Source organism: Mycolicibacterium hodleri, assembly GCF_025822245.1.
In the GTDB taxonomy this organism is placed as follows: Bacteria; Actinomycetota; Actinomycetes; order Mycobacteriales; family Mycobacteriaceae; genus Mycobacterium; species Mycobacterium hodleri.
This window is the reverse complement of record NZ_JACKTL010000056.1, coordinates 64,726-89,509: the sequence shown is the minus strand read 5'-3', so window position 1 is coordinate 89,509 and position 24,784 is coordinate 64,726. Positions and strand designations below refer to the sequence as shown.

At 68.5% G+C, this 24,784-nt stretch carries 27 protein-coding genes; 22 read left to right on the top strand and 5 right to left on the bottom strand.

Annotation, left to right across the window (positions count from 1 at the left end; translation table 11 throughout):
- The 4 genes from sufC to H7J06_RS24185 are packed head-to-tail and all read left to right on the top strand — an operon-like array spanning position 1 to position 2,860.
- Positions 1–768, top strand: coding sequence for a Fe-S cluster assembly ATPase SufC (gene sufC, locus H7J06_RS24200; RefSeq protein ID WP_264041843.1), 768 nt, complete (start codon positions 1–3; stop codon positions 766–768).
- Between the two features lies 1 nt (position 769).
- Positions 770–2,023 carry a cysteine desulfurase gene (locus H7J06_RS24195; protein WP_264041842.1) on the top strand — a complete coding sequence of 418 codons (1,254 nt, stop codon included), beginning with the start codon at positions 770–772 and terminating at the stop codon, positions 2,021–2,023.
- 7 nt (positions 2,024–2,030) lie between these two features.
- Complete coding sequence (sufU, locus tag H7J06_RS24190; RefSeq protein ID WP_264041841.1) at positions 2,031–2,519, top strand: Fe-S cluster assembly sulfur transfer protein SufU; 489 nt, start codon at positions 2,031–2,033, stop codon at positions 2,517–2,519.
- A complete protein-coding gene (locus H7J06_RS24185; RefSeq protein WP_263997769.1) occupies positions 2,516–2,860 on the top strand; it encodes a metal-sulfur cluster assembly factor in 345 nt (114 codons plus the stop codon). Before sufU ends, H7J06_RS24185 begins: the two co-directional genes overlap by 4 nt.
- 2 nt (positions 2,861–2,862) lie before the next feature.
- Here the strand turns inward: H7J06_RS24185 and H7J06_RS24180 are convergent, their stop codons facing one another.
- Positions 2,863–3,534, bottom strand: a complete 672-nt coding sequence (locus H7J06_RS24180) for a DUF5666 domain-containing protein (RefSeq protein ID WP_264041840.1) — start codon at positions 3,532–3,534, stop codon at positions 2,863–2,865.
- An 86-nt stretch (positions 3,535–3,620) separates the two neighbouring features.
- On the opposite strand from H7J06_RS24180, the gene H7J06_RS24175 reads away from it, so the two are divergent.
- From H7J06_RS24175 to H7J06_RS24150, 6 genes are all read left to right on the top strand, one after another.
- Positions 3,621–4,244: a hypothetical protein gene (locus H7J06_RS24175; RefSeq protein WP_264041839.1), complete on the top strand. Its 624-nt coding sequence runs from the start codon at positions 3,621–3,623 to the stop codon at positions 4,242–4,244.
- Positions 4,245–4,294: 50 nt separating this feature from the next.
- Entirely contained in the window at positions 4,295–5,392 is a 1,098-nt protein-coding gene (locus H7J06_RS24170) for an oxidoreductase (RefSeq protein ID WP_264041838.1), read from the top strand.
- Positions 5,393–5,451: 59 nt separating this feature from the next.
- Complete coding sequence (gene trxA / locus H7J06_RS24165) at positions 5,452–5,817, top strand: thioredoxin (protein ID WP_264041836.1); 366 nt, start codon at positions 5,452–5,454, stop codon at positions 5,815–5,817.
- 25 nt (positions 5,818–5,842) lie between these two features.
- Positions 5,843–6,667 carry an enoyl-CoA hydratase gene (locus H7J06_RS24160; RefSeq protein ID WP_264041835.1) on the top strand — a complete coding sequence of 275 codons (825 nt, stop codon included), beginning with the start codon at positions 5,843–5,845 and terminating at the stop codon, positions 6,665–6,667.
- A gap of 19 nt (positions 6,668–6,686) precedes the next feature.
- On the top strand, positions 6,687–8,315 hold the full coding sequence (locus tag H7J06_RS24155) for an ABC-F family ATP-binding cassette domain-containing protein (protein ID WP_264041834.1): 1,629 nt from the start codon (positions 6,687–6,689) through the stop codon (positions 8,313–8,315).
- A 66-nt stretch (positions 8,316–8,381) separates the two neighbouring features.
- On the top strand, positions 8,382–8,573 hold the full coding sequence (locus H7J06_RS24150; RefSeq protein WP_264041833.1) for a helix-turn-helix domain-containing protein: 192 nt from the start codon (positions 8,382–8,384) through the stop codon (positions 8,571–8,573).
- Here H7J06_RS24150 and H7J06_RS24145 read toward each other — a convergent pair whose 3' ends face one another.
- Positions 8,574–9,137, bottom strand: a complete 564-nt coding sequence (locus tag H7J06_RS24145; protein WP_264041832.1) for a TetR/AcrR family transcriptional regulator — start codon at positions 9,135–9,137, stop codon at positions 8,574–8,576.
- A 41-nt stretch (positions 9,138–9,178) separates the two neighbouring features.
- The gene (acnA, locus tag H7J06_RS24140) at positions 9,179–11,980 is read right to left on the bottom strand and encodes an aconitate hydratase AcnA (protein WP_308205829.1); all 2,802 of its coding nucleotides are present in this window, start codon (positions 11,978–11,980) and stop codon (positions 9,179–9,181) included.
- Between the two features lie 162 nt (positions 11,981–12,142).
- Between acnA and H7J06_RS24135 the strand changes: the two genes are divergently transcribed.
- The 9 genes from H7J06_RS24135 to H7J06_RS24095 all read left to right on the top strand — a co-directional run bounded on the left by H7J06_RS24135 (position 12,143) and on the right by H7J06_RS24095 (position 21,030).
- On the top strand, positions 12,143–12,721 hold the full coding sequence (locus H7J06_RS24135; RefSeq protein ID WP_264041831.1) for an Rv1476 family membrane protein: 579 nt from the start codon (positions 12,143–12,145) through the stop codon (positions 12,719–12,721).
- A 209-nt stretch (positions 12,722–12,930) separates the two neighbouring features.
- Positions 12,931–14,364 carry an NlpC/P60 family peptidoglycan endopeptidase RipA gene (gene ripA / locus H7J06_RS24130; RefSeq protein ID WP_264041830.1) on the top strand — a complete coding sequence of 478 codons (1,434 nt, stop codon included), beginning with the start codon at positions 12,931–12,933 and terminating at the stop codon, positions 14,362–14,364.
- A gap of 41 nt (positions 14,365–14,405) precedes the next feature.
- On the top strand, positions 14,406–15,071 hold the full coding sequence (gene ripB / locus H7J06_RS24125; protein ID WP_264041963.1) for an NlpC/P60 family peptidoglycan endopeptidase RipB: 666 nt from the start codon (positions 14,406–14,408) through the stop codon (positions 15,069–15,071).
- Positions 15,072–15,224: 153 nt separating this feature from the next.
- The gene (gene moxR1 / locus H7J06_RS24120) at positions 15,225–16,364 is read left to right on the top strand and encodes a chaperone MoxR1 (protein ID WP_264041828.1); all 1,140 of its coding nucleotides are present in this window, start codon (positions 15,225–15,227) and stop codon (positions 16,362–16,364) included.
- Positions 16,361–17,305 (top strand): DUF58 domain-containing protein, encoded by a 945-nt coding sequence (locus tag H7J06_RS24115; protein WP_264041827.1) that lies wholly within the window; start codon positions 16,361–16,363, stop codon positions 17,303–17,305. Before moxR1 ends, H7J06_RS24115 begins: the two co-directional genes overlap by 4 nt.
- 55 nt (positions 17,306–17,360) lie before the next feature.
- Positions 17,361–18,368: a VWA domain-containing protein gene (locus tag H7J06_RS24110; protein ID WP_264041826.1), complete on the top strand. Its 1,008-nt coding sequence runs from the start codon at positions 17,361–17,363 to the stop codon at positions 18,366–18,368.
- A 51-nt stretch (positions 18,369–18,419) separates the two neighbouring features.
- A complete protein-coding gene (gene fabG1 / locus H7J06_RS24105) occupies positions 18,420–19,136 on the top strand; it encodes a 3-oxoacyl-ACP reductase FabG1 (RefSeq protein WP_149479255.1) in 717 nt (238 codons plus the stop codon).
- A gap of 37 nt (positions 19,137–19,173) precedes the next feature.
- Positions 19,174–19,983 carry an NADH-dependent enoyl-ACP reductase InhA gene (gene inhA, locus H7J06_RS24100; RefSeq protein ID WP_264041825.1) on the top strand — a complete coding sequence of 270 codons (810 nt, stop codon included), beginning with the start codon at positions 19,174–19,176 and terminating at the stop codon, positions 19,981–19,983.
- Positions 19,984–21,030, top strand: a complete 1,047-nt coding sequence (locus H7J06_RS24095; protein WP_264041824.1) for a ferrochelatase — start codon at positions 19,984–19,986, stop codon at positions 21,028–21,030.
- Here H7J06_RS24095 and H7J06_RS24090 read toward each other — a convergent pair.
- Positions 20,996–21,871, bottom strand: a complete 876-nt coding sequence (locus H7J06_RS24090; protein ID WP_264041823.1) for an Rv1486c family protein — start codon at positions 21,869–21,871, stop codon at positions 20,996–20,998. The two genes, H7J06_RS24095 and H7J06_RS24090, sit on opposite strands and share 35 nt — an antisense overlap.
- 59 nt (positions 21,872–21,930) lie before the next feature.
- Between H7J06_RS24090 and H7J06_RS24085 the strand changes: the two genes are divergently transcribed.
- The 3 genes from H7J06_RS24085 to H7J06_RS24075 are packed head-to-tail and all read left to right on the top strand — an operon-like array spanning position 21,931 to position 23,946.
- Positions 21,931–22,362, top strand: a complete 432-nt coding sequence (locus H7J06_RS24085) for an NfeD family protein (protein WP_264041821.1) — start codon at positions 21,931–21,933, stop codon at positions 22,360–22,362.
- 19 nt (positions 22,363–22,381) lie between these two features.
- Entirely contained in the window at positions 22,382–23,593 is a 1,212-nt protein-coding gene (locus H7J06_RS24080; RefSeq protein ID WP_264041820.1) for an SPFH domain-containing protein, read from the top strand.
- Positions 23,590–23,946 (top strand): DoxX family protein, encoded by a 357-nt coding sequence (locus H7J06_RS24075; RefSeq protein ID WP_264041819.1) that lies wholly within the window; start codon positions 23,590–23,592, stop codon positions 23,944–23,946. Before H7J06_RS24080 ends, H7J06_RS24075 begins: the two co-directional genes overlap by 4 nt.
- On the opposite strand, the gene H7J06_RS24070 is transcribed toward H7J06_RS24075, so the two are convergent.
- A complete protein-coding gene (locus H7J06_RS24070; protein ID WP_264041818.1) occupies positions 23,924–24,664 on the bottom strand; it encodes a TVP38/TMEM64 family protein in 741 nt (246 codons plus the stop codon). The genes H7J06_RS24075 and H7J06_RS24070 overlap by 23 nt on opposite strands.
- Positions 24,665–24,784 lie beyond the last annotated feature (120 nt).

Sequence of the window (24,784 nt, the reverse complement as noted above, 5' to 3'; positions counted from 1 at the left end):
ATGACCACACTCGAAGTCAAGGACCTGCACGCCTCCGTCGTCTCCGCCGAGGGCGGCGCCGACGTGGAGATCCTCAAGGGCGTCAACCTCACCGTGAAGTCGGGGGAGACCCATGCGGTGATGGGGCCCAACGGTTCCGGCAAGTCGACGCTGTCCTACGCGATCGCCGGCCACCCCAAGTACACCGTCACGTCGGGGTCGATCACCCTCGACGGGCAGGACGTCCTCGAGATGACCGTGGACGAGCGCGCCAGGGCCGGCCTCTTCCTGGCCATGCAGTACCCGATCGAGGTACCCGGCGTGTCCATGTCGAACTTCCTGCGGACCGCGGCGACCGCAGTGCGCGGCGAAGCCCCCAAGCTGCGGCACTGGGTCAAGGAGGTCAAGACCGCGATGAGCGATCTCGACATCGACCCGGCGTTCAGCGAGCGCAGCGTCAACGAGGGCTTCTCCGGTGGCGAGAAGAAGCGCCACGAAATCCTGCAGCTGGGTCTGCTCAAGCCCAAGATCGCGATCCTCGACGAGACCGACTCGGGCCTCGACGTCGACGCGCTGCGCGTGGTCAGCGAGGGCGTCAACCGCTACGCCGAGGCCGAGAACGCCGGCGTGCTGTTGATCACGCACTACACCCGCATCCTGCGCTACATCCAGCCGCAGTACGTGCACGTCTTCTTCGACGGCCGGATCATCGAGTCCGGTGGGCCGGAATTGGCCGACGAGCTCGAAGCCAACGGCTACGAGCGCTTCACCCAGGCGGTCGAGGCCTGAGATGACGGCTGCGTCCACGACGCTGGATCTGCTCCGCATTCGGGCGGACTTCCCGATCCTCGACCGGGTGATGCGCGGCGGAAGTCGGCTGGCGTACTTGGACTCCGGTGCGACGTCGCAGAAGCCGCTGCAGGTGCTCGACGCCGAGCGGCAGTTCCTGACCACCTCCAACGGGGCGGTTCACCGCGGCGCGCACCAGCTGATGGAGGAGTCCACCGACGCCTACGAGCAGGGCCGCGAGGACATCGCCCGGTTCGTCGGCGCCGACGCGGACGAGCTCGTCTTCACCAAGAACGCCACCGAGGCGCTCAACCTGGTGTCCTACGTGCTGGGTGACGACCGCTTCGCGCGCGCCCTCGGGCCGGGCGACGTCATCGTCACCACCGAGCTGGAACACCACGCCAACCTGATCCCGTGGCAGGAGCTCGCCCGCCGCACCGGGGCCACCCTGCGGTGGTACGGGGTCACCGCAGACGGCAAGATCGATCTCGACTCGCTGCAGCTCGACGAGCGGGTGAAGGTCGTCGCCTTCAGCCATCATTCGAACGTCACCGGTGCGATCGCGCCGGTTGGCGAGCTGGTGTCGCGGGCCAAGGCCGTCGGAGCGTTGACGGTCCTGGACGCCTGCCAGTCGGTGCCGCACGAGCCGGTCGACTTTCACGGCCTCGACGTCGACTACGCCGCGTTCTCGGGCCACAAGATGTTGGGGCCCACGGGCATCGGCGTTCTCTACGGTCGGCGTGAGCTGCTCGACGCCATGCCACCGTTCCTCACCGGCGGATCGATGATCGAGACGGTGACGATGGAGGCCACGACGTACGCGCCGGCGCCGCAGCGGTTCGAGGCGGGCACCCCGATGACGTCTCAGGTCGTCGGATTGGCCGCGGCCGCAAGGTATCTCAGTGCGATCGGGATGGACGTGGTGGCCGTTCACGAACGCGAACTGGTTGCCGTCGCCATTCAGGGTCTGTCGGACATTCCAGGTGTTCGCATCATCGGACCGACTCGGATGGCTCACCGCGGTTCGCCGGTGAGCTTCGTGGTCGACGGGATCCACGCGCACGACGTCGGCCAGGTGCTCGACGACGACGGCGTGGCCGTGCGGGTGGGACACCACTGCGCGTGGCCGCTGCACGAGCGCTTCGGCGTGGCCGCGACCGCGCGCGCGTCGTTCGCGGTGTACAACACGCTCGACGAGGTGGACCGCCTGGTGGCGGGCGTCCGGCGGGCCGTCGACTTCTTCGGGCGGGAGTGAGGCTTCCGTGCGAATGGAACAGCTGTACCAGGAAGTGATCCTGGACCACTACAAGCACCCTCATCACCGCGGCTTGCGTGAACCGTTCGCGGCGGAGGTGCACCACGTCAACCCCACCTGTGGTGACGAGGTGACGCTGCGCGTGACGCTGTCCGAGGACGGCGAGACCGTCGTCGACGTCTCCTTTGACGGACAGGGCTGTTCGATCAGCCAGGCCGCCACGTCCGTGCTGACCGACCAGGTGATCGGCCAGAGCGTGGGTGCGGCGCTGAAGACCGTGGCGGCGTTCTCCGAGATGATCTCCTCACGGGGCAACGTCGACGGCGACGAGGACGTGATCGGCGACGGCATCGCCTTCGCGGGGGTGGCGAAGTACCCGGCGCGGGTGAAGTGCGCACTGCTGGGCTGGATGGCGTTCAAAGCTGCCCTGGCGGAGGCCAGGCCGATGGACCAAGCGCTGGCGCAGGCCGGCGACGACGAGGAGGACCGACGATGAGCGACACCGTTTCGGACGAAGTGCTGGCCGATCTCGAAGAGGCCATGCGTGACGTGGTGGACCCCGAACTGGGCATCAACGTCGTCGACCTCGGACTGGTCTACGGGCTGAACGTCGAGGAGGGCGACGCCGGCGCGAAGGTCGCGCTGATCGACATGACGCTGACCTCGGCCGCTTGCCCGTTGACCGACGTCATCGAAGACCAGTCCCGCACGGCGCTGGTCGGTTCGGGGCTGGTCAACGAGATCAAGATCAACTGGGTGTGGAATCCGCCGTGGGGCCCCGACAAGATCACCGAGGACGGGCGCGAGCAGCTCAGGGCGCTCGGCTTCACCGTCTAGATTCAGCCACCCTGCTTGCCCTGGCAGCGGCCGTCGTCGGACGGCCTGACGCTGACGGCGGCAGCCTGCACGTCTCCCGTGGTGCCGGCGGTGCCGCGGGCGGTCAGGCATTGACCCACCGCGATCGCGGCTGGCGTTGCCGTGGTGCGGGACGTGTAGCGGGTGTCGGGAGTAACCGTGACGGTCACCGTGGGTTGCGCGGCCTCGGTGACCGCTACCGTATTGCCCGTGATCGACGCTACGGTGCCGATCACGGCCCTGCCGCCGTGGCCGCATCGACCGTCCTTGGCCAGGGCGAACTGCACCGAGGCGGCGGTCACCGTCGGCGGCGCCCCGCCATCCTTGGTGGGATGCACCACGACGCAGTCGCCGACGGCGAGGTTGGTGAGCTGGCTCGGCACGATCTGGGTGACGTGGGTGGACGGCGAGACGTCGACGGTGCCGGCGCCCTTGGACCCGCTCAGCGTGACGGTGCCACCCGAGACGGTGGCGACGAGCCCGGATGCGCGGACCTTGCCCGCGGCAGGCGCCACGCTCGAAGTCGACGCCGCAGTCGACGACGGTGCCGACGCGGAGGGGGTGGTGTCCGACGACCCGCAGGCCGCCAGCACTGACACGGTGAGGCCGACGAGGACGATTGCCCCGCAACGGTTCCGGCACGACGATGTACTCATGTCCTCACGGTGCGTGCGTCGACTGTCGATGCGCTTGACCGGTGATGTGAGGTCGCTACCAAGGCGGGTGACCTACGCTGACACCGATGGACAGCAACGCGTACGTCACCACCCGCCGCCAGCTCCGCGGCATCGCCGAGAGCTTCATCGCCGGACCTCAGTACCGGTCGGCCCAGACCATCCGGCTGGCCGTCCGCCCCGACGGCTTCACCGGTGTCTCCATACCCGTCGCGGTACGAGGCACCGAGCTCGTGTGGGGTGACGCGGGCGCACCGCTGACCGGGACCGTCGGGGCACTCGCCGCGGCGACCGATCTGGACGTGGGCCCACCCACCGGCGCCTACGAGATCGTCGACCCGCTCACCGCCGACACCGTCCTCGACGTCGACCCCGAGGCCGCCGAACTCGTCCACCGGAGTCTGTACGCCGGCGGCTTCGCGTTGAAGAGCGCTCTGCCCGAACAACATCCGGTGTTGTGGCCCGAACACTTCGACGTGGCCGTCACGGCCGACGAGGTGAACTACGGCGTGTCGACCGGCGACGACTTCCATCCGCTGCCGTACGCCTACGTCGGCCCGTGGACGTCCCGCATCGGGGCGTTCTGGAACGCGCCGTTCGGTGCCTTCCAGTCACTCGACCCGTCACGGGACGTCGACCAGCTCGCCGCCGACGTCACGGACTTCTTCGAACGCGGGCGCGCCGAACTGTGACGTCCGCGCGGCTCGGAATCCCCCAGCCGACGACCGTGTTGAACCGCTTCATGAGTCCCGCCACCGAGCTGTTCCGACCGCTGACCGTCCGGTCCATGACCATTCCCAACCGCTTCGCCATGGCCCCCATGACCCGCCAGGCGTCGCCGGGCGGGGTGCCCGGGCCCGACGTCGCGGCGTACTACGCACGCCGCGCAGCGGGCGGGGTGGGCCTCCTCATCACCGAAGGAGTGCGGCTGCCCGACCCCGCCGCCGGCTTCCCCGAATCGGTCCCGACCCTCGCCGGAGACGACGTGCTGACCGGGTGGCGCAGGGTCACCGATGCCGTGCACGCCGAAGGCGCGGTCATCGCCGCCCAGCTGTGGCATCAGGGTGGCGAGCGCAGCGACGCCGACGGCGTGGAGCCCGTCAGTCCGTCCGGGGTGGACGGCACCGGACAGCCGAAGGGCCGCGCCCTGGAAGCGCGCGAATTGCCCTCGATCGCAGCAACATTCGCCTTGGCGGCCCGCAACGCCCGAGACGCGGGATTCGACGCCGTCGAACTGCACGGCGCCCACGGGTACCTGCTCGACGAGTTCCTCTGGACCACGACCAACCTGCGCACCGACGAGTACGGCGGCTCGGCGGCGGCGAGAACGCGGTTCCCCGCCGAGGTGGTCGCCGCCGTCCGCGCTGCCGTCGGACCCGACTTTCCGATCATCTTCCGCTTCTCGCAGTGGAAGGCGGCCGACTACGACGCGACCATCGCCGCCGACCCCACCGAACTCCAGGAGGTCCTGGCGCCGCTGACCGACGCCGGCGTCGACGTCTTCCATCCGTCCACGCGTCGCCACTACGCGGCGGCCTTCCCCGACGTCGACCCGGAACTCAGCCTGGCCGGCTGGACCAAGAAGGTGACCGGGGCGCCGGTCATCGCGGTCGGATCGGTCGGACTGGACACCGCGTTCCGCGACGAGGGTCCCCGCACGGAGATCGCCCCGGCCCCCGCGGACCGGGTGATCGCGCAGTTCGAGGCGGGCGAGTTCGACGTGATCGCGATCGGCCGGGCCTTACTGGCCGACCCGACGTGGGTCAACCGACTGCGCGACGGCACATTGGACGGGTTCGACGGCTACGAACCAAGGGCGGCGCTCAGCACGCTGCACTGACACACTTGAAATGGCCCCAAAGCGGGAACAAGCACCTGGGAAACGACGTTGGGAGAAAAGTGACCACGCAAGACATCACCACCGAACAGTTCAACGACACCATCACCGACAACGAGATCGTGCTCGTTGACTTCTGGGCGGAGTGGTGCGGTCCGTGCCGCGCATTCGCGCCGACCTACGCCGCGTCGTCCGAGCAGCATCCCGACGTCGTACACGCCAAGGTCGACACCGAGGCCGAGCAGGGCCTCGCCGCCGCCGCGGAGATCCAGGCGATCCCGACTCTGATGGCCTTCAAGAAGGGCCACATGGTGTTCCGGCACTCCGGCATGCTGCCCGCCAAGGATCTCGACGCGGTCATCGGCCAGATCAAGGAGCTCGACGTCGACGCCGCGATCGCCGAGCAGGCCAAAGCCGAAGAGGCCTAGAGGTCGCACGCGATAGCGTGCATCCGTGACCGAGCAGAGCGACACCCTGGTTCTCGTCGACCGCCCACGCCCGCACGTGGCGCTGGTGACGCTGAACCGGCCCGAGCGCATGAACTCGATGGCGTTCGACGTGATGGTGCCGCTACGGGACGCCCTCGACGAGCTGACCACCGACAACGGCGTACGCGTCGTGGTGCTCACCGGTGCCGGCCGCGGCTTCTCCTCCGGCGCCGACCACAAGTCCGCCGGTTCGGTGCCGCACGTCGCCGGGTTGACCCGGCCCACGTTCGCGTTGCGCTCCATGGAAGTGCTCGACGACGTGATTCTCGCCATACGGAAACTGCACCAACCGGTCATCGCCGCGGTCAACGGCGCCGCCATCGGAGGCGGGCTGTGTCTGGCGCTGGCATGCGACGTCCGGGTCGCCGCCGGCGGTGCGTACTTCCGCGCCGCGGGTATCAACAACGGCCTGACCGCCAGCGAGCTGGGCCTGTCCTACTTGCTGCCCAAGGCAATTGGCACCTCGCGCGCGTTCGAGATGATGCTCACCGGACGCGACGTCGACGCCGAGGAAGCCGAACGAATCGGGTTGGTGTCGCGGACGGTGCCCGGCGAGGACCTCCTGGAGACCTGTTACGAGATGGCCGCGCGCATGGCGTCGTTCTCCCGGCCGGGCATCGAGTTGACCAAGCGCACGCTCTGGAGTGGACTGGAGGCCGGTAGCCTAGAGGGTCACATGCAGGCCGAAGGTCTGGGGCAACTCTACGTGCGCCTGCTCACCGCCAACTTCGAGGAAGCGGTCGCCGCGCGCGCCCAGAATCGGCCCGCCGTGTTCACCGACGAGAAGTAGAACGAATGAGGAGTACAGCGTGATCACCGCAACGGACCTCGAGGTCCGCGCTGGCGCGCGTACGCTGCTGGCCATCGAGGGCTCCGCGCTGCGCATCCAGCCGGGAGACCGGATCGGCCTGGTCGGCCGCAACGGTGCCGGCAAGACCACCACGATGCGCATTCTCGCCGGCGAAGGCGAGCCGTATGCGGGTTCCATCGAGCGAACCGGTGAGATCGGTTATCTGCCACAGGATCCCAGAGAGGGCGACCTCGACATGCTGGCCCGTGACCGGGTCCTCTCGGCGCGTGGCCTCGACACCCTGCTCTCCGATCTGGAGAAGCAGCAGGCGATCATGGCCGAGGTCGCCGACGACACCGCCATGGAGAAGGCGGTCCGCAGGTACGGGGAGCTCGAGGAGCGGTTCGCCGCCCTCGGCGGATACGCCGCGGAGAGCGAGGCGGGCCGCATCTGCGCCAGCCTCGGCCTGCCCGAGCGAATCCTGACCCAGGCCCTGCGGACGCTGTCGGGCGGGCAGCGGCGCCGCGTCGAATTGGCGCGCATCCTGTTCGCCGCGTCCGACACCGGATCCGGGTCGGACACGACGCTGCTCCTCGACGAGCCCACCAACCACCTCGACGCCGACTCCATCGGGTGGCTGCGGTCATTCCTGCAAAACCACACCGGCGGGCTCGTCGTGATCAGCCACGACGTCGCCCTGCTGGCCGACGTGGTCAACCGGGTCTGGTTCCTCGACGCCGTCCGCGGCGAGGCCGACGTCTACAACATGGGCTGGCAGAAGTACCTCGACGCCAGGGCCACCGACGAGCAACGCCGCCGCCGGGAACGCGCCAACGCGGAGAAGAAGGCGTCGGCGCTGCGGACCCAGGCCGCGAAGATGGGCGCCAAGGCCACCAAGGCCGTCGCCGCGCAGAACATGCTGCGCCGGGCCGAACGGATGATCGCCGATCTCGACGACGAGCGGGTGGCCGACAAGGTCGCCAAGATCAGGTTCCCCACGCCCGCGGTCTGCGGGCGCACCCCGCTGGTCGGCAAGGGGCTGACCAAGACCTACGGCTCGCTGGAGATCTTCACCGGCGTCGACCTCGCCATCGACAAGGGATCCCGCGTCGTCGTGCTGGGTCTCAACGGTGCGGGCAAGACGACCCTCCTCCGGATCCTGGCGGGCACCGAGGCGGCCGACGCTGGCGCCATCGAGCCCGGCCACGGGCTGAAACTGGGCTACTTCGCCCAGGAACACGACACCATCGACGGCCTCGCTTCGGTCTGGGAGAACATTCGCCATGCCGCGCCCGACACCGGGGACCAGGATCTTCGCAGTCTGCTGGGTGCGTTCATGTTCACCGGTCCTCAGCTCGACCAGCCGGCCGGCACGCTGTCCGGCGGCGAGAAGACGCGGCTGGCCCTGGCTGGTCTGGTGGCGTCGACGGCCAACGTGCTTTTGCTCGACGAGCCCACCAACAACCTCGATCCCGCATCGCGTGAACAGGTGCTCGACGCGTTGCGCAGCTACCAGGGTGCGGTGGTCCTGGTGACCCACGATCCGGGCGCCGCCGAGGCGCTCGACCCGCAGCGAGTGGTGCTGCTACCCGACGGTACCGAGGACTACTGGTCTGACGACTACCGCGACCTGATCGAACTCGCTTGACGTCGTGGGTGATTGAGATCTCCCTCCCTGGGTATCTGTCCTCCACAGCCAGATTGGGGAGTGCAGATGACCGAATTGGACAGGTCCAGGGACGAACTGCTCGACGAGTTGCGCAGCGCCTACGAGAAGGGTGCCAGCATCCGCACCCTGGTTGCCACTACCGGGAAGTCCTACGGGTCGATTCACAGCATGTTGCGCGAATCCGGAACGACGATGCGGAGCCGTGGCGGCCCGAATCATCGCCGCAGGCAGCACTAGTCACTGCTGCCGGACGGACGCCTCGACCAAGTCGAGGACGGCGCTGAGCTTCTCCGGGTCGTCACCGGTGGCCAACCGGGCGACCAGCCCGTCGAGGACGAGATCCAAATAAGTGTGCAGGACGTCGCTCGGCACGTCGCCGCGCAACCGTCCGGCCTGCTTTTGTTGCCGCAACCGCTCGGTGGTCGCATCGCTCAACTCTGCCGACCGCTCGGCCCAGCCCTTGTGAAACGCCGGGTCGTTGCGCAGCTTTCGCGCGATCTCCAGCCGGGTGGCCAGCCAGTCGAATTGTTCGGGCGCGGCCAGCAGATCGCGCATGACCTGGATGAGCCCCTCGCGGGACGCGACGTCGGCCATCCGTTCGGCGTCCTCGCGCGCCAGCTCGAAGAACAGCGTGTCCTTGTCGCGAAAGTGGTGGAAGATGGCGCCGCGCGACAGCCCGATCGTCTGCTCGAGCCGCCGCACGGTCGCACCCTCGTACCCGTACTGCGCGAAACACCTGCGGGCGCCGTCGAGGATCTGACGACGGCGCGCCGCGAGGTGGTCTTCGGTCACCCGTGGCAACGGAGGGCCTCTTCTCTCTGGGTGTGCCGAAGACGGGTGGACTAGGCCTTGAGCATGTTGCGAAGGACGTACTGCAGGATGCCGCCGTTGCGGTAGTAGTCCGCTTCACCGGGTGTGTCGATGCGCACGACGGCGTCGAACTCCACCGTCGAGCCGTCCTGCTTGGTGGCCGTCACGTGCATGGTCTTCGGCGTCTTGCCCTCGTTGAGGTCGGTGATGCCCGAGATGTCGAACACTTCGGTGCCGTCGAGCTTCAGCGACGCCGCGGACTCGCCGGCGGGGAACTGCAGCGGGACGACGCCCATGCCGATCAGGTTGGAGCGGTGGATGCGCTCGAACGACTCGGTGATGACGGCTCGCACGCCCAGCAGGCTGGTGCCCTTGGCCGCCCAGTCGCGCGACGATCCCGATCCGTACTCCTTGCCGCCCAGCACGACCAGGGGAGTGCCCTGGGCCGCGTAGTTCTGGGCCGCGTCGTAGATGAACGCCTGCGGCGCGTCCTCCTTGGTGAAGTCGCGCGTGTAGCCGCCGGAGACGTCGTCGAGCAGTTGGTTCCGCAGCCGGATGTTGGCGAAGGTGCCGCGGATCATCACCTCGTGGTTGCCACGGCGCGAACCGTAGGAGTTGTAGTCCTTCTTCTCGACGCCGTGCTCTTCGAGGTACTGCGCGGCGGGCGTGCCCGCCTTGATGTTGCCGGCCGGCGAGATGTGGTCGGTGGTCACCGAATCACCCAGCAGTGCGAGCACTCTGGCGCCGGTGATGTCGGTGACCGGCTCCGGGTCGGCGGGCATGCCGTCGAAGTACGGAGGCTTGCGCACGTACGTCGACTTCGGGTCCCACTCGAAGGTCTTGCCCTCGGGGGTGGGCAGGTTCCGCCAGCGGTCGTCGCCCTTGAACACGTCGGCGTAGCTGTCGACGAACATCTTCCGGTCGATCGAGGAGGCGATGACGTCGGAGATCTCTTGCGACGACGGCCAGATGTCCTTGAGGAAGACGTCGTTGCCGTCGGTGTCCTTGCCGAGGGGCTCGGTCTCGAAGTCGAAGTCCATCGTTCCCGCGAGTGCGTAGGCGATGACCAGGGGCGGGGACGCCAGGTAGTTCATCTTGACGTCGGGGGAGATGCGGCCCTCGAAGTTGCGGTTGCCCGAGAGCACCGCGGTGACCGAGAGGTCGTTGTCGTTGATGGCCTTGGAGATGGCCTCGGGCAGCGGGCCAGTGTTGCCGATGCAGGTGGTGCAGCCGTAGCCGACCAGGAAGAAGCCCAGCTTCTCCAGGTACGGCCACATGCCCGCCTTGTCGTAGTAGTCGCTGACCACCTGGGAGCCGGGTGCCATGGAGGTCTTCACCCACGGCTTGGAGGTCAGCCCCTTCTCGACGGCGTTGCGGGCCAGCAGCGCCGCGCCGAGCATCACCGACGGGTTGGACGTATTGGTGCAGGAGGTGATGGCGGCAACCACGACGGCACCGTGATCCAGCACGAACTCGCCCTGCTCGTCGGACTTCACCGTCACGGGCTTGGTGGGCCGACCCTCGGCGCCGGTGGCCGCGGAGTGGACGGCGACCGCGTCGTCGTCGGCGAAGGACAGGGAGACCGAATCGCTGGCCGGGAAGGACTCGTCGACGGCCTCGTCGAGCTTGGTGCACTCCGCCGGGTGGTTCTCCTCGACGTAGTTGTGGATGTCCTTGCGGAACGCGATCTTGGACTCCGACAACAGGATTCGGTCCTGTGGACGCTTGGGTCCGGCGATCGAGGGCACCACGTCACCGAGATCCAGCTCGAGGTACTCGGAGTAGACGGGCTCCTTGTCGGCGTCGTGCCACATGCCCTGAGCCTTGGCGTAGGCCTCGACCAGCGCGAGCTGCTCGTCGGTGCGGCCGGTCAGGCGCAGGTAGTCGACGGTGACCGAGTCGATGGGGAAGATCGCGGCGGTGGAGCCGAACTCGGGGCTCATGTTGCCCAGGGTGGCGCGGTTGGCCAGTGGTACCTCGGCGACGCCGGCGCCGTAGAACTCGACGAACTTGCCGACGACGCCGTGCTTGCGCAGCATGTCGGTCACGGTCAGGACGACGTCGGTCGCGGTGACGCCGGGCTTGATCTCACCGGTCAGCTTGAAGCCGACGACGCGGGGGATGAGCATCGACACGGGCTGGCCCAGCATCGCGGCCTCGGCCTCGATGCCGCCGACGCCCCAGCCGAGCACGCCGAGGCCGTTGACCATCGTGGTGTGGCTGTCGGTGCCGACGCAGGTGTCGGGGTAGGCCACGCCGTCACGGACCATGACGGTGCGGGCGAGGTACTCGATGTTGACCTGGTGGACGATGCCGGTGCCCGGGGGGACCACGCTGAAGTCGTCGAAGGCACCCTGTCCCCACCGGAGGAACTGGTAGCGCTCGCCGTTGCGGGCGTACTCGATCTCGACGTTGCGCTCGAACGCGTCGCGCTTGCCGAACACGTCGACGATCACCGAGTGGTCGATCACCATCTCCGCGGGAGCGAGGGGGTTGACCTTGTTCGGATCGCCGCCGAGGTCGCCGACGGCCTCGCGCATGGTGGCCAGGTCGACGATGCAGGGCACGCCGGTGAAGTCCTGCATGATCACCCGGGCCGGGGTGAACTGGATTTCGACGCTGGGATCGGCCGACGGATCCCAGTTGGCGATGGCCTCGATGTGGTCCTTGGTGATGTTGGCACCATCCTCGGTGCGCAGCAGATTCTCCGCCAGCACCTTGAGGCTGTAGGGAAGTTTCTCGGTACCCGGTACCGCGTCCAGGCGGTAGATCTCGTAGGCCTCGTCCCCGACGTTCAACGTGTCGTGGGCTCCGAACGAATTAACGCTGGTCACATCAACTCCCGCTTCGATCTTCGCCGCGACGGGCTGTGTCGCGGCGGTAACACTTCTAACAGTACGCTTGTCCTGTAAGACTCCTCAACGCGGGTGCCAGTCTTCTCCTCGTGCGGCCGTGCTGCCACCGGATCGCCCGTTGTTGGCGGTACCGTCTGGCAGGTGACGACTCCGCAGGTGCCGCTGTTCATCCCGTCGCAGGTGTGCGACATCGTCGGCAAGGACCCCGGCACGACGGCGCCCGACGTGTGCATGGGCCTCGTCGAGGCCGATCTCCGTGACGACGGGGTGAGCGCTCCCGACGTGCCGGCCAACGCCGGGCTGGCACAGGTGGTGGCCGACGCCAAGCAGAAGGGCATCGACCTCAAGATCGTCGTGCTCGACCAGAACCCGGCCATCGACACCCCGCTGCGTGACGTCGCCACCGAGGTGGGCAAGGAATTCCCCGGTGCGACGGTGCTGGTGCTGAGCCCCTCGTTCGCCGGGACGTACAGCCCGACGTTCGACCGCGTGACCCTCGAAGCCGGCCAGGACATCGCAAAGGTGAGCGGTACGCCGGTGGTGGCCGCACAGAATTTCGTGACCGAATTGACGACACCCCATTTCCCGTGGACGCCCTTTACGATCGTGCTCGTTCTCGGTGTTGCGGTGGCGGCCGTGGGCACACGGTTGTTGCAGGTCCGGGCCCGAAAAGCCGACGCGGGGAAATCGCCGGCCGCGGCCGATTCCCAGACCGTCTGACGGCCATTCTTTTATCGAAAGTCACCATTCGATAACAACGTTTCAATTACAAACGTGTAATTTCTTCCTGCCGTTTCCTTGGCGCTTCTCGTGACGTACGGTGCAGAAGGCACCTGCTGTTGCAGCTGTGATCCATGTGACTCCTGCGAACACGAGAGCCCGATGGATGTGCCCCACGTTCGCGTTGAGCCCTAGGAGACCGGAGTCCAATGAGACGCAGCTTTCGCGCCTCCGTTGCGGGGTCGCTGACATGCGGTGTACTCGTCGCATCGGCGTTCACCCATGGCGTCGGCTTCGGCATCGGAGCGGCCTCCGCAGAGCCCGTCACGACCCCCCAGGGGATCGCCGGCCTGGTCGCCGCCGTCGCCAACGCCGACCAGAAACTCCAGGACCTCGGAGCCAACATCCAGGCCGAGCAGGAGGGCGTCAACAAGGCCATCCTCGCCGTCCAGACCGCACGCGACAACGCCGCCGCCGCCCAGGGTGACGTCGACGCCAGCCAGGCGGCGCTCAAGGACGCGACCGCCGCCATCTCGTCCGCACAGGACCGCTTCGACACCTTCGCCGCGTCGGCCTACGTCAACGGGCCCTCGGCCTCGTACGTGACCGCCAAGGACCCCGCCGACGTCCTCGCCACCGCCGCCACCGGGGAGACGCTCACCGCCAGCACCCAGCAGGCCATCGCCGACCTCCAGCGCGCCCGCACCGAGCAGGTCAACCGGGACTCCGCCGCCCGCCTCGCCAAGCAAAGGGCCGACCAGTCCGTGGTCGACGCACAGGCCAGCCAGGACGCGGCCGTGGCGTCGCTGACGCAGGCTCAGCAGACCTTCAAGGACCAGCAGGCTCAACTCGACCAGCTCACCGCGGAACGGTCGGCCGCCCAGGCAAGGCTCGCCGCGGCCAGTCCCGCACCGACGCCGGCGGTCGCCGTTGCCGCCAAGACCGTGCCCGGCGCGGCGCCGGCCGTCGCCGCGGCCAATCCGTCGACCGACTGGGACCGCGACCCCGCCGCCGCGGCACCGGGCAACTCGAAGTGGGACGTCGCCTGGGATCCCACGCTGCCCGCGATCCCCAGTGCGTTCGTCAGCGGCGACCCGATCGCCATCCTCAACACCGTGCTCGGGATGGCCACCACCTCCACCCAGGCCACCCAGCAGATGGGCCGCAGTTTCCTGCAGAAGCTCGGAATCATCCCGACGCCAAGCGGATTCACCAACGGTGCGATACCACGCGTCTACGGCAGGCAGGCCTCGGAGTACGTCATCAAGCGGGCTGGCAGCCAGATGGGCGTGCCGTACTCGTGGGGCGGCGGCAACGCCGTCGGACCCAGCCGGGGCATCGACTCGGGCGCGGGCACGACCGGCTTCGACTGCTCGGGTCTGATCCTGTACGCCTTCGCCGGCGTCGGCATCAAACTGCCGCACTACTCGGGCGCACAGTACGACCTGGGCCGCAAGATCCCGACGTCTCAGGCGCGCCGCGGCGACGTCATCTTCTACGGCCCCGGCGGCGCCCAACACGTCGCCCTCTATCTCGGCAACGGCCAGATGCTGGAGGCCCCGTACACCGGTTCGACCGTCAAGGTCTCGCCCGTCCGCACCAGCGGCATGACGCCCTACGTCGTCCGCTACATCGAATACTGATGGTGGTTGTCTTGCCCTTGTCGTTCCTTCGTCGTGTCGTGATGCTCGTGGCGATCCTCGCCGCGTCCGTCGCCTTCGGAACCGCCGCACCGGCCGCCGCCGACCCCGGTGACCCGGGCTGGGATCCGACCCTGCCGCAGCGGCCCAGCTCCGGCGCTCCCGGTGACCCCGTCGCGATCGCCAACGCGTCCTTCCAGGCGAGCGCCATTGCTCTGCAGACCACCAAGAGCCTCGGTCAGCAATTCCTGTCCAGCATCGGTCTCGGTGGCGCGCCCACCGCGGCAGCAGGCGGTCGGGTCCGCGGACCCGCGGCCATCGAGTACGTCATCAAGAGGGCGGGCTCCCAGATGGGCGTGCCGTACTCGTGGGGTGGCGGCGCGCTCAACGGCCCCAGCGAGGGCGTCGACTACGACACCGGCAAGATCGGCTTCGACTGCTCCGGGCTGACCCGCTACGCGTTCGCCGGTGTCGGCGTGCCGATCCCGAAGTACTCCGGTGACCAGTACGACTCCGGACGGCCGATCGCGCCGTCGCAGGCCAAGCGCGGCGACCTCATCTTCTACGGTCCCGGCGGCAGCCAGCACGTGGCGATCTTCCTCGGCGGCGGGCGGATGCTGGAGGCCTCCGGAAGCGCCGGCAAGGTCACCGTGAGCCCGGTTCGCACGGCGGGAATGTCGCCGCACCTGGTCAGGTTCATCGAGTCCTGATCGACCCCCTCCCGCGGGAGGGCACGTCGACGGATTCCGAACTGCCTGGAATAGTTGACGGCAGAGCGTCCGCCGAGTGGTTTGGCGCCACTTGACCAAGCAAGACCAGCGGTCTACATCGAACGCCGGACCAGAACACGTGGGAGGAACTGAATGACGTCACCGAGTGGGCCGCCGCAGGGCGCCGGAGGTTTCCCCGGGCAGGCCCCGACGCAGGGCTTCCCGCCTGGCGGTGCCCAGCAGGCACCGTCCACCAACGGCGGCCTGCAGAGCGAGGTGCACACCCTGGAACGGGCGATCTTCGAGGTCAAGCGGATCATCGTCGGTCAGGACCAGCTCGTCGAGCGCATGCTCGTCGGCCTGCTCGCCAAGGGACACGTGCTCCTCGAGGGCGTGCCCGGCGTGGCGAAGACCCTCGCGGTGGAGACGTTCGCCAAGGTCGTCGGCGGCACGTTCGCGCGCATCCAGTTCACCCCCGACTTGGTGCCCACCGACATCGTCGGTACCCGCATCTACCGGATGGGCAAGGAGGAGTTCGACATCGAACTCGGGCCCGCCATGGTCAACTTCCTGCTCGCCGACGAGATCAACCGCGCGCCCGCCAAGGTGCAGTCGGCGCTCCTGGAGATCATGGCCGAGCGCAAGATCTCCCTCGGTGGCAAGACCTTCGCGCTGCCGAGCCCGTTCCTCGTCATGGCCACGCAGAACCCCATCGAGCAGGAGGGCGTGTACTCGCTGCCCGAGGCGCAGCGAGATCGCTTCCTGTTCAAGCTGAACGTCGACTACCCGACGCCCGAGGAAGAGCGCGAGATCATCTACCGCATGGGTGTCGCCCCGCCGACGCCCAAGCAGATCCTCAACACCGGAGACCTGCTGCGCCTGCAGGGCATCGCGGCGTCGGTGTTCGTCCACCACGCCCTCGTCGACTACGTCGTCCGCATCGTGACCTCCACGCGTGAGCCGGAGAAGTTCGGCATGCCCGACGCCAAGGCGTGGATCGCCTACGGCGCCTCGCCACGCGCCTCGCTCGGCATCATCGCCGCGTCACGGGCCCTGGCCCTGGTCCGCGGCCGCGACTACGTCATCCCGCAGGACGTCGTCGAGGTCATCCCCGACGTGCTGCGGCACCGCCTCGTCCTGACCTATGACGCGCTCGCCGACGAGGTGTCCGCCGAGACGGTGATCAACCGCATCATGCAGACCGTCGCCCTACCTCAGGTGAACGCCATTCCGCAGCAAGGCCATTCGGTGGCGCCGGCGATGCCCACCCCGGCCGCGGCCGGCGGTCGGTGACCCAACCGTCAGGGCGCGTGGATCTTCCGTCGCTGCAGCGCGGCCAGATTCGGGATCCCGAGCTCTCGGCCGCACTACGCAAGCTCGAGCTGACGGTCCGCCGCAAGCTCGACGGCGTGCTGCACGGCGACCACCAGGGCCTGGTCCCCGGACCCGGTTCCGAGCCGGGGGATTCGCGCGTCTACCAACCCGGTGACGACGTCCGACGCATGGACTGGTCGGTGACCGCCCGTACCACGACCCCGCACGTTCGGCAGATGATCGCCGACCGGGAGCTGGAGACCTGGCTGGTCGTCGACGTGTCGGCGAGCCTGGACTTCGGCACCGCCGGCTGCGAGAAGCGCGATCTCGCGGTGGCGGCAGCGGCGGCCATGGCGTTCCTCAACAGCGGTGGCGGCAACCGCCTCGGCGCCGTGATCACCAACGGCCAGACCACCAAGCGGGTGCCTGCGCTCAGCGGCCGAATCCACGAGCACGAACTGCTGCGCGCGATCGCCACCATGCCGCAGGCGCCGCTCGGGGTGCGCGGTGACCTGTCCGCCGCAATCGACGCGTTGCGCCGGCCCGAGCGGCGGCGCGGCATGGCGGTGATCATCAGCGACTTCCTGGGTCCGATCAACTGGATGCGACCGCTGCGGGCCATCGCGGGACGGCACGAGGTGCTCGGCGTCGAGGTCATCGACCCGCGTGACGTCGAACTGCCCGACGTCGGCGACGTGATCCTGCAGGACACCGAATCCGGGGTCACGCGGGAGTTCACCATCGACGCCCAGCTGCGTGCCGACTTCGCCAAGGCGTCGGCGGCGCACCGCGAGGACGTGGCCAGGACGCTGCGCCGGTGCGACGCACCGCTGCTCACCCTTCGTACCGATCGGGACTGGATTGCCGACGTGGTGAGGTTCGTGGCGAACCGTCGCCGAGGCGCCCTGGCTGGCCGATGAGCGTTCGCGCGAAGAGGAAACAGGCACCCCTGATAACTGAAATGACAACTAGCACATGACTTTACCGTTCTTCGGCCCCATGAGTCTCTCGGGATTCAAGAGCCCGTGGTTCTTCCTGTTCCTTCTGGTCGTCGTCGGCCTTGTCGCCCTGTACGTCATCGTCCAGTCTGCGCGGCAGAAGCGGATGCTGCGCTTCGCCAACATGGAACTCCTGGAGAGCGTCGCGCCCAAGCGGCCCGCCCGCTGGCGGCACCTGTCCGCAGTCCTCTTGGTGCTGTCGCTGGTGGTGTTCACCGTCGCGATGGCCGGGCCCACCAACGACGTCCGGATTCCGCGGAACCGGGCCGTGGTCATGTTGGTGATCGACGTGTCGCAGTCGATGCGCGCCACCGACGTCGCACCCAGCCGGCTGGCCGCCGCGCAGGAAGCGGCCAAGCAGTTCGCCGACCAGCTGACCCCCGGCATCAACCTCGGGTTGATCGCGTACGCGGGCACGGCCACCGTGCTGGTGTCGCCGACGACCAACCGCGACCCCACCAAGGCGGCCATCGACAAGCTGCAGCTCGCCGATCGCACCGCGACCGGCGAGGGCATCTTCACCGCGCTACAGGCCATCGCCACCGTCGGCGCCGTCATCGGCGGCGGCGACGCACCACCCCCGGCGCGCATCGTGCTGATGTCCGACGGCAAGGAGACCGTGCCGTCGAATCCGGACAACCCCAAGGGCGCGTACACCGCGGCGCGGACGGCCGACGACCAGGGCGTGCCGATCTCCACGGTGTCCTTCGGCACGAAGTACGGCTACGTCGAGATCCAGGATCAGCGCCAGCCCGTGCCGGTCGACGACGAGATGTTGCGCAAGATCGCCGAACTGTCCGGCGGAAACGCCTACACGGCGTCCAGTCTGGAGCAGCTCAAGGCCGTCTTCACCTCGTTGCAGGATCAGATCGGCTACGAGACCACCAAGGGCGACGCCAGCGTGGGATGGCTGCGGCTTGGCTCCCTGGTGCTCGCGCTCGCCGCCTTGGCCGCCCTGCTGATCAACCGTCGCCTGCCCGGGTGAGGTCGGCGGCCGATTTCGGCCATCGCCAGGTGAGGCGATAGGTTGGCGGACATGCCTGAGTTCGTTTCCCGCTCCGTTCTGGTCACCGGCGGCAACCGAGGCATCGGTCTCGCGATCGCCCAACGCCTGGCCGCCGACGGGCACAAGGTCGCCGTCACGCACCGCGGATCCGGGGCCCCCGAGGGGCTGTTCGGCGTGGAGTGCGACGTGACGGACAACGCCGCCGTCGACCGGGCCTTCACCGAGGTCGAGGAGCACCAGGGTCCCGTCGAGGTGCTGGTGTCCAACGCCGGCATCTCGAAGGACGCCTTCCTGATGCGGATGACCGAGGAGCGGTTCACCGAAGTCATCAACGCCAATCTCACCGGGGCGTTCCGGGTGACGCAGCGGGCGTCGCGCAGCATGCAGCGCAAGCGCTTTGGGCGCATCATCTACATCGGCTCGGTGTCTGGCATGTGGGGCATCGGCAACCAGGCCAACTACGCCGCCGCCAAGGCCGGTCTGATCGGCATGGCGCGCTCGATCTCCCGTGAACTGTCCAAGGCCGGCGTCACCGCCAACGTGGTGGCCCCCGGTTACATCGACACCGAGATGACGCGTTCGCTCGACGAGCGCATCCAGGCCGGCGCGTTGGACTTCATCCCCGCCAAGCGCGTCGGCACCGCCGACGACGTCGCAGGCGCGGTCAGCTTCCTGGCCTCCGAGGACGCCGGTTACATCGCCGGCGCCGTCATCCCGGTCGACGGCGGCATGGGCATGGGCCACTAATTCTCATCGACATCCTTTGAACAGTAAGGACTTTCACATGGCAGGGTTTCTCGACGGCAAGCGCATCCTCGTCACGGGGATCATCACCGACTCGTCGATCGCGTTCCACATCGCGAAGGTCGCCCAGGAGGCCGGCGCCGAACTGGTGCTGACCGGCTTCGACCGGATGAAGCTGATCCAGCGCATCGCCGACCGGTTGCCCAACCCGGCGCCGCTCCTCGAGCTCGACGTGCAGAACTCCGAGCACCTCGCGAGCCTGGGGGAGCGCGTCACCGAGGTGATCGGCGAGGGCAACAAGCTCGACGGCGTCGTGCACTCGATCGGGTTCATGCCGCAGACCGGAATGGGGATCAACCCGTTCTTCGACGCGCCGTACGAGGACGTCGCCAAGGGCATCCACATCTCCGCGTACTCGTATGCGGCCCTTGCCAAGGCGCTGCTGCCGATCATGAACCCGGGTGGCGGCATCGTCGGCATGGACTTCGACCCGACCCGCGCGATGCCCGCCTACAACTGGATGACGGTCGCCAAGAGCGCGTTGGAGTCGGTGAACCGCTTCGTCGCGCGCGAGGCCGGCCAGTACGGCGTCCGCTCCAATCTCGTTGCCGCCGGACCCATTCGGACGCTGGCGATGAGCGCCATCGTCGGTGGTGCCCTTGGTGCCGAGGCCGGCGACCAGATGAAGCTGCTCGAAGAGGGCTGGGATCAGCGCGCGCCCCTGGGCTGGAACATGAAGGATCCGACGCCGGTCGCAAAGACGGTGTGCGCGTTGATGTCCGATTGGTTGCCCGCCACCACCGGCACCGTCGTCTACGCCGACGGCGGCGCCAGCACCCAGTTGCTGTAAATGGAATTCGACGCGCTGCTGCTGCTGTCCTTCGGTGGTCCCGAGGGGCCCGAGCAGGTACGTCCGTTCCTGGAGAACGTGACCCGCGGTCGCAACATCCCGCCGGCGCGGCTCGACGCCGTGGCCGAGCACTATCTGCACTTCGGTGGCGTCTCGCCGATCAACGGCATCAACCGGGCTTTGATCGAGCAGATCGAACGACAGCTCGCCGAACGCGGAACACCCGTGCCGGTGTACTTCGGCAACCGCAACTGGAACCCGTTCGTCGAGGACACCGTCGCCGCCATGCGTGACGACGGGATCCGCCGGGCCGCGGTGTTCACCACCTCGGCGTGGGGCGGCTACTCGGGGTGCACCCAGTACCAGGAGGACGTCTTCCGGGCCAGGGCCGCGGTCGGACCGGAGGCGCCGGAATTGGTCAAGCTGCGCCAGTACTTCGACCATCCGCTGTTGGTCGAGATGTTCGCCGACGGCATCGCCGAGGCCGCCGCCACCCTTCCCGACGAGCTCCGCGCCGACGCGCGCCTGGTCTTCACCGCGCACTCCATCCCGTTGCGCGCCGCGTCGCGGTGCGGCCAAGACCTCTACGCCCGGCAGGTCGCACACTCCGCCGGCCTGGTCGCCGCCGCCGCGGGCTACGCCGAGTACGACCAGGTGTGGCAGTCCCGGTCCGGCCCGCCGCAGGTGCCGTGGCTGGAGCCCGACGTCTCCGATCAGCTCACCGCGCTGGCCGAGGCAGGCACCCGCGCCGTCATCGTGTGTCCCATCGGATTCGTCGCCGACCACATCGAGGTGGTCTGGGATCTGGACAACGAGCTCAAGGAGCAGGCCGACGCGGCGGGGGTGGTCTTGGCGCGGGCCACCACGCCGAACGCGCAGCCGCGGTTCGCCCGGCTCGCACTCGACCTCCTCGACGAGGTGCGCGAGGGCCGCGAACCGGTCAGGGTCGGCGGGGGACGCGTGCCCGGGTACGGGTTCAGCGTCAATGGTTCGCTGTGTACGCCGAACTGTTCTAGCGACGCCAGGCCGACTGCAGAATCGCGCTGACGGCCGCCATCCGCGCCGACCGCACCACCCCGACGAGGGGTCGCAGCGCGTCGTTGGCGATCTGCATCTCCGAGGACGACTGAAGTCCGATCGGCATCAGCCCGGAGCTGACCGTGATGATCGCGTCGACGTGCGCGGCGTTCTCCAGGACCCGCAGCGCGCGCTCCGGTGCGTGATCGGGCGCCCGATGCAGGCGGGCCGACTCGAGCACCTGCTCGACGAGCCCGCGCGGGTCGGCGACGTCGGCGGAGGTCATCCCGGCCCGCAACGTCACCAGGGCGTCGGCGGCCGAGCGGACGGCGGAGCGCAGTTCGTACTCTTCGTGACCGAGGTCGAGATGTTCGCGCAGGGGCACCTCTGGCATCGAGTACACCGTCCACGCCAGCGCGATCGGCTCCGGGTAGTGGTCGGTCGACTCGTCGTCGGTGAGGTCGTAGTCAGGATCGGTTTCGTCGTAGGCGAACTCGGGCACCAAGCCGACCGCGCTGGTCGTGCCGTGCGACACGATGAGCGCCTCACCGGCGGAGATCGCGTCGACGGTGAACTGGGTGCCCGCGGGGAGTCCGCGGACGTCTCCTGGGACGGGCAGGGCGACGGCCATCGCGGGCTCGCCGGTCGGTGGCCCCGCTGCCGTGCGCAGCGTCTGCAGCAGTGACACGGCGCCCGCGTCGGTGAGATCGGGCCACGGCAGGCCGGTCCGGTCGGCCGCGACGGAATCGTACGCGGTGACGGAATGCCTTGGCGCCCATAGCGACAACGCGTCCAAGACGTCGTCGGGCGCGGCGACGCCGGCGAGCCAGGCGTTCGCCCAGACCGACAGGGAGACACTGGGGCACCACATGATCCACGGAGTGTAGTCGTCGACGGCTTGGCGAGGGAGATTGCCAGTAGGCTGTGAAGATGGGCGCGCTGATCTGGCTGGTGGCAGCGTTGGCGCTGGCCGGTGCCGAAGCGCTGACCGGCGATCTCTTCCTGCTGATGCTCGGTGGCGGAGCGTTGTCGGCCGCCGGTGCCAACGCGGTGTTCGGCGGCCCGGTCTGGGTCGACGGCATCGTGTTCGCCGTCGTCTCGATCCTGCTTCTGGTGGCGGTTCGGCCCGCGTTGCGACGGAGGTTCGCCGCGGGCACCGGCCTCCCGGAGCCGATGAAGGCACTCGAAGGCAAGAGTGCGCTGGTGCTCGACAGGGTTGCGCGTCACGAGGGCCAGGTGAAGCTCGACGGACAGGTCTGGACGGCCCGGCCCCTCGACGACGACGAAGTGTACGAACCAGGTGACCACGTGACGGTGGTGCGCATCGACGGCGCCACCGCGGTCGTCTTCAAGGTCATCTGAACCTAGGGAGGAACGGCTCATGGATGGTGCTTTGTTCGGGCTGATCGTGGCGGCGGTGCTGGTGATCTTCGCGATCATCGTGGTCGTGAAGTCGGTGAAGGTGATCCCGCAGGCCGAGGCGGCGGTGATCGAACGCCTCGGCCGCTACAGCAAGACCGTCTCGGGTCAGCTGACGTTGCTGTTGCCGTTCGTCGACAAGATTCGCGCCAGGGTCGACCTGCGGGAGCGGGTCGTGTCGTTCCCGCCGCAGCCGGTCATCACCGAGGACAACCTGACCGTCAACATCGACACGGTCGTCTACTTCCAGGTCACCGAGCCCCAGGCCGCGGTGTATGCGATCAGCAACTACATCGTCGGCGTGGAGCAGTTGACCACCACCACGCTGCGCAACGTGGTCGGCGGCATGACCCTCGAGCAGGCCCTGACCTCGCGCGACCAGATCAACGGTCAGCTCCGCGGAGTGCTCGACGAGGCCACCGGCCGCTGGGGCCTTCGCGTGGCCCGGGTCGAACTGCGCAGCATCGACCCGCCGCCGTCCATCCAGGACTCGATGGAGAAGCAGATGCGGGCCGACCGCGAGAAGCGCGCCATGATTCTGACCGCCGAGGGCAACCGGGAGGCCTCGATCAAGCAGGCCGAGGGCCAGAAGCAGGCCCAGATCCTCTCCGCGGAGGGCGCCAAGCAGGCGGCGATTCTGGCGGCCGAGGCGGACCGGCAGTCCCGGATGCTGCGGGCCCAGGGCGAGCGCGCCGCGTCCTACCTCCAGGCGCAGGGTCAGGCCAAGGCCATCGAGAAGACGTTCGCGGCGATCAAGGCGGGTCGTCCGACCCCCGAGATGCTGGCCTACCAGTACCTGCAGACCCTGCCGCTGATGGCGAAGGGCGAGGCGAACAAGGTCTGGTTGGTGCCCAGCGACTTCGGGACGGCGCTGCAGGGCTTCACCAAGATGCTGGGCGCCCCCGGCGAAGACGGCGTGTTCCGCTATCAGCCGTCCCCGGTGGAGGAGGACCTGCCCAAGCCGGAGGACGACTCGGCCGAGGTCGCGGAGTGGTTCAACACGAAGTCCGATCCGGAGATCGCCCAGGCCGTCGCGCAGGCGGTCGCCGAGGCGCGTACGCCCGTCCAGGGTGCGATCGACGGGACGCCGCAGTACGCCCCGCTGTCGCAGCAGGCGCAGCCGCCCGCGACCGACTACTCGCAGCCTCGCCACGGGAACCGGGACCACGAGTGAGCGCGCTGACGTCGACGCGGACCTACGCGGCCCTCGCGGCGATGCAGGCCGGCGACGCCGTGGCATGCGCCCTGATGGTCGCACCCATCAAGAAGGCCTTCGACGACGTCGGCCTGGCCGAGGAACTGCGGCCGGTGATCCCGGTCGTCAAGGCCGCCTCGGCCGTCGGCCTGCTGTCGGTGTACCGCTTCCCGCGGCTGGCCCGCCTGACCACGTTCATGTTGACCGTGTACTTCGTGCTGGCCGTGGCCTTCCACGTTCGGGCCAGGGACTGGAGCCCCGGCCTCGTCGCCGCGACGTCGTTCCTTGGCTTGTTCGGCGCGATGACCGTCAGGGGGCCGGAGTCGCGCTAGGCAACGGGTCGGCGTCGGCCTGCTTGGCGTGGCGGCGGTGGCTGCGGATCTCGTAGAAAAGTCCCGCGACGCCCAAGCTGGCGGTGGCCGCGGACACCAGGAACAGCAGCGGGCTGACGTTTCCCGTCAGGGCGTCGCCCAGGATCACGATCGCCGCCGTGCCGGGCAGCAGACCGACGAACGACGCGACCGCGAACGGCACGGGCCGGACGGCCGACGCGCCTGCGGCGTAGTTGAGTACCGAGAACGGCACCGCGGGGATCATGCGCATGGAGAGCACCGTCGGCCACCCGCGCTGCCGCAGTCGTGCGTCGACCATCTCCACCCGCGGGTGCGACACCAGCCGGTTGAGCTGAAGTCCGGCGGCGCGGACCAGGAACAGTGCGACCACCGCGCTGATCGTGGACGCCACGACGGCCAGTGACACGCCGAGCCAGGGGCCGAACAGCAGACCCGCCGACAGGGTGAACGCGGTCCTCGGGAACGGGAAGATGGTGACGACCACGTGGGCGAGGAAGAACGCCAGGGGGAACCACGGACCCGCGGACGTGGCCCAGTCGCGCATCTGCACCGCGGTGGGCAAGGGGACCAGATAGGCGACTGCGACGAGAATCACAGCGGCGGCCACGACGGCCACCAGCTTGCGCCGCGGAACCTGGGCCGCGGTGGCCACGATTGCGCCCCGCACCGCACGCAACGTGCTGACTGTCCGCTTCACGTCTCCCGAGAGTACGGGGCGTCGGGCAGTCCTTCGAGACGACGCGACGGAGCTACCCGTCAGTAGCCTCGGGTCTGCCGGTTCGCGCCGTGACGGCGATCATTTAGCCTGATGGACAGT

Excerpts from the sequence above, each read along its gene's own strand:
- sufC (WP_264041843.1), top strand. The coding sequence starts at position 1 with ATGACCACACTCGAAGTCAAGGACCTGCACGCCTCCGTCGTCTCCGCC.
- H7J06_RS24195 (WP_264041842.1), top strand. The coding sequence starts at position 770 with ATGACGGCTGCGTCCACGACGCTGGATCTGCTCCGCATTCGGGCGGAC.
- H7J06_RS24185 (WP_263997769.1), top strand. The coding sequence starts at position 2,516 with ATGAGCGACACCGTTTCGGACGAAGTGCTGGCCGATCTCGAAGAGGCC.
- H7J06_RS24180 (WP_264041840.1), bottom strand. The coding sequence starts at position 3,534 with ATGAGTACATCGTCGTGCCGGAACCGTTGCGGGGCAATCGTCCTCGTC.
- H7J06_RS24175 (WP_264041839.1), top strand. The coding sequence starts at position 3,621 with ATGGACAGCAACGCGTACGTCACCACCCGCCGCCAGCTCCGCGGCATC.
- H7J06_RS24170 (WP_264041838.1), top strand. The coding sequence starts at position 4,295 with ATGAGTCCCGCCACCGAGCTGTTCCGACCGCTGACCGTCCGGTCCATG.
- H7J06_RS24150 (WP_264041833.1), top strand. The coding sequence starts at position 8,382 with ATGACCGAATTGGACAGGTCCAGGGACGAACTGCTCGACGAGTTGCGC.
- ripA (WP_264041830.1), top strand. The coding sequence starts at position 12,931 with ATGAGACGCAGCTTTCGCGCCTCCGTTGCGGGGTCGCTGACATGCGGT.
- ripB (WP_264041963.1), top strand. The coding sequence starts at position 14,406 with ATGCTCGTGGCGATCCTCGCCGCGTCCGTCGCCTTCGGAACCGCCGCA.
- moxR1 (WP_264041828.1), top strand. The coding sequence starts at position 15,225 with ATGACGTCACCGAGTGGGCCGCCGCAGGGCGCCGGAGGTTTCCCCGGG.
- H7J06_RS24110 (WP_264041826.1), top strand. The coding sequence starts at position 17,361 with ATGACTTTACCGTTCTTCGGCCCCATGAGTCTCTCGGGATTCAAGAGC.
- fabG1 (WP_149479255.1), top strand. The coding sequence starts at position 18,420 with ATGCCTGAGTTCGTTTCCCGCTCCGTTCTGGTCACCGGCGGCAACCGA.
- inhA (WP_264041825.1), top strand. The coding sequence starts at position 19,174 with ATGGCAGGGTTTCTCGACGGCAAGCGCATCCTCGTCACGGGGATCATC.
- H7J06_RS24095 (WP_264041824.1), top strand. The coding sequence starts at position 19,984 with ATGGAATTCGACGCGCTGCTGCTGCTGTCCTTCGGTGGTCCCGAGGGG.
- H7J06_RS24090 (WP_264041823.1), bottom strand. The coding sequence starts at position 21,871 with ATGTGGTGCCCCAGTGTCTCCCTGTCGGTCTGGGCGAACGCCTGGCTC.
- H7J06_RS24085 (WP_264041821.1), top strand. The coding sequence starts at position 21,931 with ATGGGCGCGCTGATCTGGCTGGTGGCAGCGTTGGCGCTGGCCGGTGCC.
- H7J06_RS24080 (WP_264041820.1), top strand. The coding sequence starts at position 22,382 with ATGGATGGTGCTTTGTTCGGGCTGATCGTGGCGGCGGTGCTGGTGATC.